Raw genomic sequence first — 13,831 nt, 5'->3', positions numbered from 1 at the left:
GGGTGCGGGACGTGCGAGCAATCAACGGCCTGTGGCGCTGGCGGCACAATCCGCTGCGCCGTACGACCGACCTGATCGAGGCCTGGGTGGCGCTGGTCGCCCTGCTGCTGATCCTCGTCGCCGCGCCCGCCGCCGGGTCGCTGATCGGCTCGGTCGCCCAGGACTCCCTGCAGCGCTCCGCTCGGGACCAGCAGCACAGCCGTCACCAGGTGGCGGCCACCGTCGTCAAACAGCTCAACCGAGGGCCGCTGGACCCCGATCCCGACTCCTCGACGACCCGGGACGCGCACAGCCGGGTTCTCGCCGACTGGACCGCCCCGGACGGCACCGCACAGCACGGCGCCGTTCTGGCCACCCTGTCCTCCCCGCACCCGGGCGACCGTTTCCCGCTCTGGACCGACGGCCACGGCCGAATAACCGCCCGCCCGCTGGACAGCGCCACCGCCACGACGCACGCCGTGCTGGCCGGTTTCGGCGTGGCCGCGCTGACCGCGGGACTCATAGAGGGCTGCCGGCGGCTGATCGTCTGGCGCCTGGTCCTCCGCCGTTACGCCCGCTGGGACCAGGCGTGGGACAAGGCGGGCCCGGACTGGGGCCGTACCGGCGCGGGCAGTTGACGGCGTTCGGCCTCCGGTCAACCGGCCTCGTCCCCGCACGCTACGGTGGACCCGCCGGGCCGTCCGGCATCTTCGCGAGAACCCGCGTGAGCAACGAGGTAGGGGCACAGCAGCGCCATGGCACAGGGCACGGTCCAGGTGACGCACACCGGCACATCGCGGTGGCGGCGCCGCACGGGTGAATACGCGTCACTCGCCGCCGCCCTGGAGGCCGCCGGCGACGGGGACGTCCTGACCGTCGCGCCCGGCACCTACCGGGAGAACCTCGTCGTCCAGCGGGCGGTGACGCTGCGTGGACCCGAGGGCTCCCCCGGCTCGGTGCGCATCGCGCCGGTGGACGGCGTGCCGCTGACCGTGCGCGCCTCCGCCGTGGTCCAGGACCTGCACATCGAGGGGCAGGACGCGGCGGCGCCCGCGCTCCTCGTGGAGGAAGGCACACCGGAGCTGGTCGACGTGCGGGTCATGACACGCTCCGCGGCCGGCATCGAGGTCCGCGGCAACGCTCGCCCCACGGTGCGGCGCTGCACGGTCGACAATCCGGCCGGCGTCGGCATCGCCGTCCTGGACGGCGGTGGCGGGGTGTTCGAGGAGTGCGAGGTGGTGGCGGCGGCCCAGTCCGGCGTCGCCGTGCGAGGCGGAGCGCACCCGCGCCTCGAGCGCTGCCGGGTGCACCACACCTCGGGCGCCGGCCTCTCGGCGACCGGCGAGAACACCTCGCTGGAGGCGGTCGGTTGCGAGGTCTACGAGGTGAGGGGCTCCGGTGTGCAGATCACCGGGCGGGCCACGGCCCACCTGACGGACTGCGAGGTGCACCGCACCACCGCGGACGGCGTCACCATGGACACCGACGCGGTGCTCACCCTGGCCGACTGCCGCATCCACGACATCCCGGAGAACGCGGTCGACCTCAGGTCCCGCTCGGTGCTCACACTGACCCGCACGACGGTGCGGCAGTTCGGCCGCAACGGCCTGTCGGTGTGGGACCCGGGCACCCGCGTGGACGCCAACCAGTGCGAGATCTTCGACAGCACCGGGGACTACCCGGCGGTGTGGGTCAGCGACGGCGCGACCGCGGTGCTCGACTCCTGCCGGGTGCACGACGTGCCGGACGCCCTGTTCGTCCTGGACCGGGGTTCGCGGGTGGACGTCGTGGACAGCGACCTCTCCCAGGTGCGCAACACGGCGGTGTCGGTGAGCGACGGTGCCACCGCGCAACTGGACGACTGCCGCATCCGGGAAGCCGCGACGGGGGCCTGGTTCCGGGACCACGGCAGCGGCGGCACACTGTCCGGCTGCACCATCGACGGTACCCAGACCGGCGTGATCGTCACCAAGGGCGCCGACCCGACCATCGAGCGCTGCACGGTGACCTCGCCGGCGGAGGCGGGCTTCTACGTCTCGGCGGAGGGCCGGGGCAGCTTCCTGAACTGCCGGGTCACGGGCAGCGGCGGCTACGGCTTCCATGTGATCGACGGCTGCCGCGCCACGCTGCGCAAGTGCCGTACGGAGCGGTGTGCGCGCGGGGGCTACGAGTTCGCGGACGGCGGCCCGGGCGCGCCCGGTGGGGGCGGTGCGGTCGTCGAGGACTGCACCAGCGACGAGAGCGCCGGGCTGCGGCCCGCGGTGACCCAGGAGACGGCCGTGCAGACGACGAGCCCGTCGCCCGGTCTGCTGGGCATTCCGAGCCAGCGCACCACCGAGCAGGAGCCGCTCGTGGCGCCGGCCCCCGAGCAGCCGAGGCCCGCGCGCACCTCGCAGGACGTGCTCGGCGAACTGGATGCGCTGGTGGGCCTGGAGAGCGTCAAGCGCGAAGTGAGGGCCCTCACCGACATGATCGAGGTGGGGCGTCGCCGGCAGCAGGCGGGCCTGAAGGCGGCATCCGTGCGGCGGCATCTGGTGTTCACGGGCTCCCCCGGCACCGGCAAGACCACGGTCGCCCGCCTCTACGGCGAGATTCTGGCCTCGCTCGGCGTCCTGGAGAAGGGCCACCTCGTGGAGGTGTCCCGGGTCGACCTGGTCGGCGAGCACATCGGTTCCACGGCCATCCGCACCCAGGAGGCATTCGACCGGGCGCGCGGCGGAGTGCTGTTCATCGACGAGGCCTACGCGCTGTCGCCGGAGGACTCGGGGCGGGACTTCGGGCGTGAGGCGATCGACACGCTGGTGAAGCTGATGGAGGATCACCGCGACGCGGTGGTGGTGATCGTCGCGGGCTACACGGCGGAGATGGAACGCTTTCTGTCCGTCAACCCCGGTGTCGCCTCGCGCTTCTCGCGGACGATCACCTTCGGCGACTACGGTGCGGAGGAACTGCTGCGGATCGTCGAGCAGCAGGCCGAGGAGCACGAGTACCGGCTCGGACCGGGGACCGCCGAGGCGCTGCTGAAGTACTTCACGGCGATCCCGAAGGGGCCGACGTTCGGAAACGGCCGGACCGCGCGGCAGACGTTCGAGGCGATGGTGGAGCGGCACGCGGGCCGGGTCGCCCAGCTCGCGGACGCCAGCACCGACGACCTGTCCCTGCTCTACCCCGAGGACCTGCCGGAGCTGCCCTGAGCGCGCCCGCCGGGCGCCGCGCCCGGCGCCGAGGAGGTGTTCGCCTCCCGCGGCGCCGGCAGCCCGGGTCTGAGGCGCGCCAGCAGTCGCTCGCGCTCCTCGGCGAACGCGGGATCCGCCTGGTAGTCGCCGTGCCCGAGGATCGGCGCGGGCAGCGGGTGCTCGGGGGTCCGGCCGTAGGCGAGCGGGTCCTTGAGCGGTGGGTGGTCCACCTGCGGGCCGCAGTCGCCGGGCAGCCGGATCGGTCCGCCGATCGGGTCGGTGAGGCGGTACAGATTGCGCCAGCAGTCCACCTCGCGGTGCAGGGAGCTGAGCGCGGCCGGGCCGAAGTACGCCGGGAACCAGCGCCCGTAGAGCCGCTCCAGGGGTGAGCCGTACGTCAGCAGGGCCACCCGCCTGCGCACGGAGGGCCCCAGCTGCCGGGCCGCGGCCGCCGCCAGCACGCTGCCCTGGGAGTGCCCGGACAGGACCAGGCGCCCTCCGGTGGAGCTCGTCCAGGTGGCCATGCGCCAGGTCAGGTCGGGCACGGCGCGCTCGGCGTAGCAGGGCGGGGCGAAGGGATGGGCGGCGCGCGGCCAGAACGTGCCGACGTCCCACAGGATGCCGATGGTGCGGCGCGCGGAGGCGTCCTTGTAGGCGCGGCGACCCCACGTGACGAAGAGCAGGAATCCGATGCCGATCAGCCAGGAGCCGAGGCCCTGGCAGGTTTCGGCGGCGGCCCGGACGAACGGTGGGCTCTCGCGTGCGGCGCCTTCGGGAGTGTCGCCGGTGGCGAAGGCCCCCGCCAGGGCGACGGCGCCCAGGAGCAGCGTCATGGCGGAGGTGACGGCGACGACGAGCGGTGCCCGGTCGGTGAAGGCGGCCATCGCGCGCGTGTGCGCGATCCGCAGGGTGCGGGCCGTGTCCCTGGGCTCCCCCGGGTACTCCGCTTCGACCGCGGCGGTCTCGGCCCGCCGTAGCAGCCAGGTGCGCCGGGCCAGCCGGCCGGCGAGGACGAGCAGGACGAGGAGCAGCGGCGGGATCGTGGACGCCTGCCAGGTCAGCAGGGCCGACGGGCCGGCCAGGGTGTTCCCGGTGCCGTCCAGCCAGTCGGCGACCCGCTGGGCCACGCCGCCGGACATCACGCCGCCGAGCGCGCAGGCCAGCAGCGCGACGGCGGGTCCGGCCTGTCCGCGCATCGCGGTGCGTGTGTCGGGGTGGGTGCGGTACAGGACGCGGGCGACGACACCGAGTGCGATCACCAGGACGCCCTGCGTCAGGGTGAGCGCGCCGAACGCCGCGTCGCCGGGCAGCCGGCCCGACGAGTGCCAGCCGGGTCGGGACCAGGCGGCGTACACCATGGTCAGGACGAGCAGGGCAAGGGCGCCGGCGGGCAGCCATCGCACCAGGGCCCGGTCGAGATCCTTGTCGAGCCGGTTCTCCGAGCGTCCCCGGCGGCACACCACCCACAGCACGATCGCCGCGCCCGCGAGGAACACCAGGTGCAGCAGCCAGCCGAGCACTTCCAGCTGGACCGAGCCATGGCGGCGGTCGTAGCGGGCGGCGCTGCCGCCGAGCGCAGCGGTGACCGTGAGGAAGCCGGCGGCGGTGTGCGCGGCGCGCAGCCGGGCCACCAGCCGGCGCCCGTACCAGAACCCGGGGCGGCCGAGCGGGGCACGGTGGGAGTCGTCGTCGGGCCCGGGATCGCGTGAGATCGGCTGCTGGGACTCGTAGGCGCTCCAGGTGCGGTGCGACAGGTACCACAGCAGGCAGGTGAGCGCCGTCGGCATCAGCGACGCCAGGGCGAGGCGCCTGCCGGGCCGGTTCCACCAGCCGTGGCCGGAGACGGCGGGCGAGAGGAAGCCGAGCCAGGTGTGGCGCTCCGCGCACGCGCGCGTACCCGCGCACTGCCAGGCCACCAGGTCCAGGGCGACCTCGCAGGCGGCGGCGACCAGCAGCACGGTCAGGGAGAGGCCGACGAGCCGGATGATCACTCCGTACAGGCGGACGGTCCGCCGCCGGCCGATGGCCGTGGGGCGCATCCAGTGGGCGAGATTGGCGACCATGAACGGCAGCAGCAACAGCCACAGGGCGCGTGCGGCGTTCCCGGAGGTCAGGTTGCACCAGACGTACGCCTCGGGCACCGGCTCGTCACGGTGGTCGCCCGGCCGCCGTTCCGCGTCGGCGTCGTCGGCGCGCCGGTACACCGCGGCCGTCTCGTCACCGGTGATCCTCACCGTGCGCGGATCGCCGAGCATCTCCTCCGGCGTGGTGCCGCCGACTCCGTGGACCCGGAGTTCCAGGGCCGCTCCGGCCGGCGCGGACGGCTCGGCGAAGTCGCCGCGCTCCCCCTCGTGTTCCCGTGCACGCTCCACTGTTCCGCTCTTCCCCCGTGCTGCGTACGGTGTCTCCCGGGCAGCGACAGGTTCTCCGCTGTGCCGGTGGCGCACACCTGCCGGCGCGAAATCTCCCCGATATGTGTGACAGCGGCGGGGAGGACGGAAGGATCCCAGGTGGCGGGCGATGGCGCCACCTGCGGCGAGGCGTGCGAGGATGGGGCGTCCGCGGTGCCGGCGGCGGGAGAATGACCTCGTCGGAGCCGATATAGGCGACATGTGGGGCGTGATGGGATGAAAGGGGACGGAGCGGACGTGAGCGAGAATCAGAACCTCCTCGCGGAGCAGCGCCGTGCCCTGATCCTGGACGAGCTGCGACGGCGCGGCGGCGTCCGCGTGAACGAGCTGACGCGCAAGCTCGGCGTCTCCGACATGACGGTCCGCCGCGATCTCGACGCGCTCGCCCGCCAGGGCGTGCTGGAGAAGGTGCACGGCGGCGCGGTGCCCGTGGTGGAAGCCAGTACGCACGAACCGGGGTTCGAAGCGAAGTCGGGCCTGGAGCTGACGGCCAAGGAGGACATCGCCCGGGCCGCGGCCGAGCTGGTGACTCCGGGCACGGCGATCGCGCTGTCCGGTGGCACGACGACGTACGCGCTGGCCCAGCACCTCCTCGACGTGCCGGATCTGACCGTCGTCACCAACTCGGTGCGGGTGGCCGACGTCTTCCACGCCGCGCAGCGCACCTCGGGCCAGCGGCAGGGCGCGGCCACGGTCGTCCTGACGGGCGGCGTGCGCACCCCGTCCGACTCGCTGGTGGGCCCTGTCGCCGACCGGGCGATCGCCTCCCTCCACTTCGACGTGCTGTTCCTCGGAGTGCACGGCATATCACTGGAAGCGGGCCTGTCCACGCCGAACCTGGCGGAGGCCGAGACCAACCGGCAGCTCGTGCAGTCCGCACGGCGTGTGGTGGTGGTCGCCGACCACACCAAGTGGGGCACGGTGGGCCTGAGTTCGTTCGCCGCGCTGGAAGAGGTCGACACACTCGTGACCGACGCCGGACTGCCGACGGACGCGCGGATGGAGATCTCGGAGCATCTGCGGCGGCTGGTGGTCGCGGGAGAGTCCGAGGAAGGCGCAGACAGCTGACAGCGCGTCAGCTAAGGTGAGGCGGAGCCGGCTTCCGTTCGCGCACGTTCCGCGAGGAGGTTTCGTCCATGGCACACCGCCTGCGCCCCGTGGGACTCGCGTTCACGCGGACCGCTCCCGTACGGCTCGTGTTCGCCGAGGAGATGGCCGCCTCCCCCGAGGTGGTCTTCCGGGCCCTCGCCGACGACGTCCCCGGCTGGAGCGACTGGTTTCCCGCGGTGAGGTCCATAGGTCTCATCGACGAGGGCGCGGGACGGAAGGTGCGTCTCGCCGGCGGCACCCGCTTTCGCGAGACGATCGTCGCGGCCGAGCCCGACGAGCTGTACGCGTACCGGGTCGACGAGGCTACCGTCCCCGGCATCCACGCCTTGCTCGAGGAGTGGCGGCTCGCCCCCGCCGGCACGGGCACCCGTGTGCAGTGGACGTGGGCTGCCGACGGCAACGCTCTGTTCCGTCTGCTGACGGGACTGTCGCGCGGTGCCCTGGCACGGGTCTTCCGCGGTGCGGTGACGGCCCTGGACCGCAGGCTCGCCGGTCAGGGCTCCGAACAGGACGGGCGCCCGGCTGGCGACGCCTGAGACGCACTCCCCCGAGCTCTTCGAGCAGCACCCCAACCGCGTCTCCGAGGCGCCGCGGGATCAGCCCGGCCAGACCCCCGTCCGCAGGAGCGACTCGATCGCCGCGGCGTACGGCACGATGTCCAGTCCCTGTTCGGCCAGCCACACGTCCGAGTAGTACTTGTCCAGATAGCGGTCCCCCGGATCGCACAGCAGGGTGACCACGCTGCCCGTGCGCCCGTCGGCCACCATCTCCGCGACGATCTTCAACGCGCCCCACAGGCCCGTGCCGGTCGAGCCGCCCGCCTTGCGACCGATCGCCCGCTCCAGCGCCCGTACCGCGGCGACGGCGGCCGCGTCCGGGACCTTCATCATCCGGTCGATGGCGCCGGGTACGAAGCTGGGCTCCATCCGGGGCCGGCCGATGCCCTCGATCCGCGAGCCGCGGTCACAGGTGACCTCCGGATCGCCGGTCGTCCATCCCTCGAAGAAGCAGGAGTTCTCCGGGTCGGCGACACAGACGCGGGTGTCGTACCCCATGTAGTGCACGTACCGCGCGATGGTCGCCGAGGTGCCGCCGGTGCCGGCGGTGGCGACGATCCACGCGGGTTCCGGAAACCGCTCCAACTCCAGCTGGCGGAAGACGGATTCGGCGATGTTGTTGTTGCCGCGCCAGTCCGTGGCGCGTTCCGCGTAGGTGAACTGGTCCATGTAGTGGCCCCCGGTCTCCTCCGCGAGGGCGGCCGAGGCCTCGTACATCGTGCGCGGGTCGTCCACGAAATGGCACCGCCCGCCGTGGAACTCGATCAGGCGGCACTTCTCGGCGCTCGTCGTGCGCGGCATGACCGCGACGAAGGGCACGCCGACGAGCTTCGCGAAGTAGGCCTCCGAGACGGCCGTGGAACCACTGGACGCCTCGATCACCGGGCGGCCCGGCCGGATCCATCCGTTGCACAGCCCGTACAGGAACAGCGAGCGCGCCAGACGGTGCTTGAGGCTGCCCGTGGGGTGGGTCGACTCGTCCTTCAGATACAGGTCGATGCCCCAGTGCTCGGGCAGCGGGAAGCGCAGCAGATGCGTGTCGGCGGAACGGTTGGCGTCGGCCTGGACCTTGCGGACGGCCGCTTTCAGCCAGGCCCGGTACTCGGGGTCGCTGCGGTCCACGTCGAGGGTCTCGCCGGGTCGGGTCATCTGGGAGGTACTCACGGCGGGACTCCTTACCGGGGCGTGCCGATGTCCGGATCACTCGGTCGGACCTCTGCATCATAGGCACCTTTCACATGCCTTCTCACCTGCATAAACGCATCTTTGAGCCACTCAAAGGAGCACCTGGGAAGGGCTCTGGGAAAAGGCGGAAATCCGTGGGGGCGCATCCGCGCGAGTGCGCCCGGTGGCCGCCGCCACCTCGGTGTGCGCACTGGTGCGACGCGCCGGGCCGGGGCAGACTGCACCGCGGGACGGGAGGCGGTGCGGCGCGCTCCGCCCGGCAGACCCGTCCGAGCCGGGGTGCACACTGGATCACGACCGAACTCTCGATCGAGGCCGCGGGATCGCGCCGCCGGGCGGGATGCGCAGCGGGACCCAGCCGAACGCACAAGGGGGCGGACATCATGGCGGAGCCGGAGTTCACGGCCACGGGTGTGCGGATCGGGAAGGGGCTGCGGTCGCTCACCCGGGCCGGGCAGGTCCGGATCAGCGACGGCAGGTTGCGACTGCTCACCAGTTACGGCAGCGAGATCGACAGCGCGCCGGTGCAGGCGGTGCGTGCGTCCCAGCCCTGGTTCGCTCCCGAGGACCGGGCGCTGGCCGATCTGAACGGCACCCGCTACTCACTGACCCTCGGTGAGCACGACCCGGCACCGGGGCAGCCGGGGCCGCCGTCGGCGCGCCGGTTCATCGAGGCGGTCCGCAAGGCGGCAGGTCGCGGCGGCTGAGCGCGGCGTGAGTTGCGGCCCGGCGTGCCCTGCGTCACTCTGGTCTCACATCACTCTCGGTTTACCGGCGATTACGCTGAAGAACCAGCCGCCGGTCACGACAGCGGGCGGCCCCCGTACGAAGCCGCTCCGCACCAGGCGGCCGGAGTACTCAGCCGCACAGCAGGCGGCGTGCACACCCGGCCACCCTGCTGGATCCGATCTCCGTGTCTTCTTCCGGACCTCAATTCGGGGAGTCGCAGCCGTGATCAGCCAGCCAAGCAGGCACTGCACGGTGGAGCTCCAAGCCCTGCCGTCGCGGATCGGCCAGGTCCGCAGAATCGTATCGGCGCAGTTGCGCTACTGGCATCTCGATTCCTTGATCGACCGGGCCGCGCTCGGTGTGACGGAGCTGTTGACCAACGTCCACCTGCATGCCCAGCCCGACAAGACGTGCACCGTGGAGATGGAGTTGCTGCTGGACCGGCTCACCGTCTCGGTGCACGACCACGATCCGCGCCTGCCGGAGTTGCGCGCGCCGGATCCCTCCGCCACCAGCGGACGCGGTCTGGCGATGGTCGCCGCCGTGGCCGCCAGCTGGGGGGCGCGTCCGGACGGCGATTCGGGAAAGGTCGTCTGGTTCACGCTTCCCGCGCCGTCGGCGGCGCCGGCCGGGCCGGTGCGCAGCCGTACCCCGTACGAACGGGCTCTCGAGGCACCCGCCCTTGGGCCGGCGGTCGACGAGAACGCGACCCGACATGCTCCCGCCCGGTCCGCCGTTGCCGGCTGACCGGGCGGTGACCCCTCCTTCCCGTGCGCGCCGGGCGGGTCATTCCAGGGGGATGGCCCGCATGCCGTCAAGGCGGGCCGCCCCCGAGCAGTGCCACAGCGTGGACTCGCCGGACGCCGAGGTGTCGGAAACCACGGTGGAACGGCCGGTCGGGAAGCCGGAACCCACCCTGTCGAGGGCCCGCACCGCGGGCTCGCCGCCGGACACCTTGTCGGCGTCGACTGCCCCGGCCGCCCGCGCACCGGTCACCGCGATCACGCGGGACCGCCCTTCCCCGTGCGGAAGTACTCGTCCAGGACGGACAGCCGGCGCCAGTACTCCTCCTCGTCGATCTCGCCGGAGGCGAAGCGACGGCCGAGCACCGCGATCGGCGAGTCACCGGCGGGGCGGCCGTCCATCGGGCGCCAGGGGCCGCCGCGGCCGCGCCCGGCGGTACGGCGCAGGACGGTGACGGCGCCTACGACGACGGCCGCCCAGATCAGCGGGAAGAACAGGATCCACGGGCCGGGGCCCCCGTCCCAGTGAGCCAGGGTCTGCATCGTGAGGTCATCTCCCTCGGTGGGTTGTCGGGTGATGCCTCGAGACTGGCTCCCGGAGGGGGTCCGGGTCGTCGTACGGCCAGCGGCAGTGCGCATACCTCCCGGGGAGTAGGCGGGCGGCCGAGTGCTGCTCCTTGAAGGGGGCGCCCACATCGGCACCCGGACCGGGTGAGCTGCCGCGGGGGCGGCCGTCGGCCGAGTGCGCAATGCGCCTCGCCCGGTGCCTGAAGCGGCGTCAGGTGAGGGCGGCCAGTGGGTCGTCCAGTACCGGCTGCCACGCCAGCTCCGCCGCTCCGACCAGGCTGTTGTGGTCGAGTGTGCAGGCGAGGACGGGGACTTGGCCGCTGCGGCCCCACAGGCTGCGGTCGGCGACGACGGCGCGCAGCCGCTCGGGATCGGCGTCGAGCAGGGTGCGGTGCAGCCCGCCGAGGATGATGCGGTCCGGGTTGAGGATGTTGACCAGGCCGGCGAGGCCGAGGCCGAGCCGGTCGATCAGCAGGTCGACGGCGCCGCGGACGGCCGGGTCGGTGGCGTACGCGGTGCGGATGAGGTCGTTGGCCTGCTGGAGCTGTGAGACCTCGGGGCCCGCCTCGCGCCCGGCCGCCGCCAGGAAGGCCAGCGGGTCCGCCTCCACGTCGAGGCAGCCACGGCTGCCGCAGTGGCAGGGGCGGCCCTCCGGGTTCACGGTGAGGTGGCCGACCTCGAGCGCCAGACCCGAACTGCCCGTGTGCAGCCGTCCGTCGAGCACCAGCGCGCCGCCCACGCCCCGGTGCCCGGTGGCCACGCACAGCAGGTCCCTGGAGCCGCGGCCCGCGCCGTGCCGGTGCTCGGCGAGCGCGGCCAGGTTGATGTCGTTGGCGGCGAAGGCGGGCCCGGTGATGCCGGCGGCGCGCACCCGCTCGGCGAAGATCTCCCGTACGGGCGCTCCCGCCGGCCAGGCGAGGTGCAGCGGGTTGAGCGCCAGGCCCTCGGGTTCGGCGACCGCGGACGGCACGGCGAGCCCGGCGCCCACACAGCGCCGCCCGGTCTCGCGCAGCAGTTCGGCGCCCGCTTCGACGACCGAGCCGAGCACCTTGGCCGGGTCGGCGTCAACGGTCTCGCAGCCGGGGGCGGTCGCGACGATGCGGCCGCCGAGGCCGACGAGCGCGGCCCGGAAGCCGTCGGCGTGCACCTGGGCGGCGAGCGCGACGGGTCCGTCGTCGGCGATCTCCAGCCGGTGCGAGGGCCGGCCCTGCGTCCCGGCGGCGGCCCCCGGGTGGGCGTCGACGCGGATCAGGCCGAGCGCCTCCAGTTCGGCGGCCACCGCTCCGGCGGTCGCCCGGGTGACGCCCAGCTCGGCGGTGAGCACGGCGCGCGTCGGCGCACGGCCGGTGTGCACCAGCTCCAGCGCGGGTCCGAGCGCGCCGCGCCCCCGGTCCAGCCGTGTCCGTGTGTTCCCTTCCCCTGCCGCCCGGGGGCCCGCCTTACCGCTCATGAGGGGGAGTCTCCCATGATCCGCTCCGGGTCCCGACCGAAGCCGCTGACCCTGAGCGTGATGTTCAACCGGCCCGTCAGTCCCAACGCGGGCGGCGCGGTTCCCGGCCGCACCTTCGGCACCCCGTGGTGGGCGAGCCGCGCCGGGCCGCCGAAGACGAACAGGTCCCCGCTGCGAAGCTCCACGTCCGTGTAAGGGCGCGTCCGGGTCCGGGTGTTGCCGAAACGGAAGACGCACGAGTCGCCGAGACTCAGCGACACCACGGGCGCGTCGGACTTCTCGTCGCTGTCGCGGTGCATCCCCATCCGGGCGTCCGCGCCGTAGAAGTTGATCAGGGCGATGTCGTACGGCTCGGATGGCACCGCCCGCTGACCCAGGGCGGCCTCGACCGCGTCGCGGCCCAGTGCGGCGAGCCATTCCGGGAGCGGCTTCACTGGGGCGCCGTCGCCGTCGACGACCGTGCGGGCGTATCCGTAGGGATACCAGTGCCAGCCCAGGCAGACCTGCCGTGAGGTCATCGTGCCCCCGCCGGGCGTGCGCACGGTCCGCAGTCCGGCCGGCGGGCGGACCCACTCCCGGCAGGCGTCCAGGAGCCGCAGCTGACGGTCCGCGCCCAGCCAGTCGGGCACATGGACCGCGCCTGGGGCGACCTGTGCGCGGCTCCGCGGGAACAGCTCGGCGTCCATGGCCCCATCATCACGTATCCGGCCCACCGGGGACGGGGCCCCACCTGCGGCTCGGCTAGCCTGGACGCACCATGAACGACCGATTGACCACGCCGTGGGGCGAGTACGCGCTGGCCCGCTTCCCGGAGGACCCCCGCGACCGGCTGCGCGCCTGGGACGCCTCCGACGCGTATCTGCTGCGGCATCTCGCGGCGATCGGCACCCCGCTCGACGGTGCGGTCGTGGTCGTCGGCGACCGGTGGGGTGCGCTCACCACGGCGCTCGCGGCGCACCGCCCGACACAGATCACCGACTCGTTCCTGGCGCACGAGGCGACCCGCGCCAACCTCGCGCGCAACGGCGTCGCTGCGGGCGCCGTCCGGCTGCTCAGCACCCGGGACGACCCGCCGTCACGTATCGACGTGCTCCTCATTCGCGTCCCGAAGAGCCTCGCGCTGCTGGAGGACCAGCTGCACCGGCTGGCGCCCGGCGTGCACGAGGGCACGGTGGTGATCGGCACCGGCATGGTCAAGGAGATCCACACCTCGACGCTGCAGCTGTTCGAGCGCGTCCTCGGGCCGACCCGTACCTCGCTCGCCGAGCAGAAGGCGCGGCTGATCCTCTGCACCCCCGACCCGGCCCTCGACCGGGGCAGCAACCCGTGGCCGTACCGCTACCGACTCCCCGACGGCATCGGCGCGTTGTCCGGCCGGACCGTCACCAACCACGCGGGCGTCTTCTGCGCCGACCGCCTCGACATCGGCACCCGTTTCTTCCTCCGGCACCTTCCGCGCGGCCGGGGCGCCGAACGGATCGTGGACCTCGGCTGCGGCAACGGCATCGTGGGGCTGGCGGCCGCGCTGGCCGACCCCGAGGCCGAGGTGTTGTTCACCGACGAGTCGTACCAGGCGGTGGCCTCGGCGGAGGCCACCTACCGGGACAACGCCCGGGGGCGGGCGGAGTTCCGGGTCGGTGACGGTCTGTCCGGGGTGCCCGCCGCGAGCGTCGACCTGGTCCTCAACAACCCGCCGTTCCACTCCCACCAGGCGACGACGGACGCCACCGCCTGGCGCATGTTCACCGGCGCGCGGCGCGCCCTGCGGCCGGGCGGCGAGCTGTGGGTGATCGGAAACCGCCACCTGGGCTACCACCTGAAGCTGCGCCGCCTCTTCGGCAACAGCGAACTCGTCGCGAGCGACCCCAAGTTCGTCGTGCTGAAGGCGGTCAAGAAGTAGCCGAGCCCACGACGGTCCCCCGCG

General features: G+C 73.2%; 13 protein-coding genes. 7 read left to right on the top strand and 6 right to left on the bottom strand.

Annotation, left to right across the window (positions count from 1 at the left end; genetic code table 11):
* The first annotated feature begins 11 nt into the window (after positions 1-11).
* Both ACFYZE_RS09255 and ACFYZE_RS09250 read left to right on the top strand, forming a co-directional pair.
* Positions 12-617: a hypothetical protein gene (locus ACFYZE_RS09255; RefSeq protein ID WP_388990432.1), complete on the top strand. Its 606-nt coding sequence runs from the start codon at positions 12-14 to the stop codon at positions 615-617.
* Between the two features lie 117 nt (positions 618-734).
* Positions 735-3,173 (top strand): right-handed parallel beta-helix repeat-containing protein, encoded by a 2,439-nt coding sequence (locus ACFYZE_RS09250; protein ID WP_388990430.1) that lies wholly within the window; start codon positions 735-737, stop codon positions 3,171-3,173.
* Here ACFYZE_RS09250 and ACFYZE_RS09245 read toward each other — a convergent pair.
* The gene (locus ACFYZE_RS09245; RefSeq protein WP_388990428.1) at positions 3,143-5,527 is read right to left on the bottom strand and encodes a hypothetical protein; all 2,385 of its coding nucleotides are present in this window, start codon (positions 5,525-5,527) and stop codon (positions 3,143-3,145) included. The two genes, ACFYZE_RS09250 and ACFYZE_RS09245, sit on opposite strands and share 31 nt — an antisense overlap.
* Before the next feature lie 276 nt (positions 5,528-5,803).
* Here ACFYZE_RS09245 and ACFYZE_RS09240 point away from each other — a divergent pair, with 276 nt between their 5' ends.
* Together ACFYZE_RS09240 and ACFYZE_RS09235 are read left to right on the top strand one after the other, a co-directional pair.
* Positions 5,804-6,634 (top strand): DeoR/GlpR family DNA-binding transcription regulator, encoded by an 831-nt coding sequence (locus ACFYZE_RS09240; protein WP_388990427.1) that lies wholly within the window; start codon positions 5,804-5,806, stop codon positions 6,632-6,634.
* Between the two features lie 68 nt (positions 6,635-6,702).
* Positions 6,703-7,212 carry an SRPBCC family protein gene (locus ACFYZE_RS09235; RefSeq protein WP_388990425.1) on the top strand — a complete coding sequence of 170 codons (510 nt, stop codon included), beginning with the start codon at positions 6,703-6,705 and terminating at the stop codon, positions 7,210-7,212.
* 60 nt (positions 7,213-7,272) lie between these two features.
* Here the strand turns inward: ACFYZE_RS09235 and ACFYZE_RS09230 are convergent, their stop codons facing one another.
* Complete coding sequence (locus ACFYZE_RS09230; protein ID WP_388990595.1) at positions 7,273-8,382, bottom strand: PLP-dependent cysteine synthase family protein; 1,110 nt, start codon at positions 8,380-8,382, stop codon at positions 7,273-7,275.
* A 419-nt stretch (positions 8,383-8,801) separates the two neighbouring features.
* Between ACFYZE_RS09230 and ACFYZE_RS09225 the strand changes: the two genes are divergently transcribed.
* Positions 8,802-9,125, top strand: a complete 324-nt coding sequence (locus ACFYZE_RS09225; RefSeq protein ID WP_388990423.1) for a hypothetical protein — start codon at positions 8,802-8,804, stop codon at positions 9,123-9,125.
* Between the two features lie 244 nt (positions 9,126-9,369).
* Positions 9,370-9,894, top strand: a complete 525-nt coding sequence (locus tag ACFYZE_RS09220) for an ATP-binding protein (protein ID WP_388990421.1) — start codon at positions 9,370-9,372, stop codon at positions 9,892-9,894.
* 39 nt (positions 9,895-9,933) lie between these two features.
* On the opposite strand, the gene ACFYZE_RS09215 is transcribed toward ACFYZE_RS09220, so the two are convergent.
* From ACFYZE_RS09215 to ACFYZE_RS09200, 4 genes are all read right to left on the bottom strand, one after another.
* A complete protein-coding gene (locus tag ACFYZE_RS09215; protein WP_388990419.1) occupies positions 9,934-10,152 on the bottom strand; it encodes a hypothetical protein in 219 nt (72 codons plus the stop codon).
* A complete protein-coding gene (locus ACFYZE_RS09210; RefSeq protein ID WP_388990417.1) occupies positions 10,149-10,433 on the bottom strand; it encodes an SHOCT domain-containing protein in 285 nt (94 codons plus the stop codon). The genes ACFYZE_RS09215 and ACFYZE_RS09210 overlap by 4 nt, the downstream gene beginning before the upstream one ends.
* A 235-nt stretch (positions 10,434-10,668) precedes the next feature.
* Entirely contained in the window at positions 10,669-11,907 is a 1,239-nt protein-coding gene (locus tag ACFYZE_RS09205; RefSeq protein WP_388990415.1) for an ROK family protein, read from the bottom strand.
* The gene (locus ACFYZE_RS09200) at positions 11,904-12,593 is read right to left on the bottom strand and encodes an alpha-ketoglutarate-dependent dioxygenase AlkB family protein (protein ID WP_388990414.1); all 690 of its coding nucleotides are present in this window, start codon (positions 12,591-12,593) and stop codon (positions 11,904-11,906) included. Before ACFYZE_RS09200 ends, ACFYZE_RS09205 begins: the two co-directional genes overlap by 4 nt.
* Before the next feature lie 71 nt (positions 12,594-12,664).
* Between ACFYZE_RS09200 and ACFYZE_RS09195 the strand changes: the two genes are divergently transcribed.
* Complete coding sequence (locus ACFYZE_RS09195; RefSeq protein WP_388990412.1) at positions 12,665-13,807, top strand: methyltransferase; 1,143 nt, start codon at positions 12,665-12,667, stop codon at positions 13,805-13,807.
* Positions 13,808-13,831: the final 24 nt, after the last annotated feature.

This window comes from Streptomyces sp. NPDC001796 (assembly GCF_042892355.1).
GTDB lineage: Bacteria > Actinomycetota > Actinomycetes > Streptomycetales > Streptomycetaceae > Streptomyces.
Note: the sequence above shows the minus strand (reverse complement) of the source record. Positions and strands in the feature narration are given on the sequence as shown.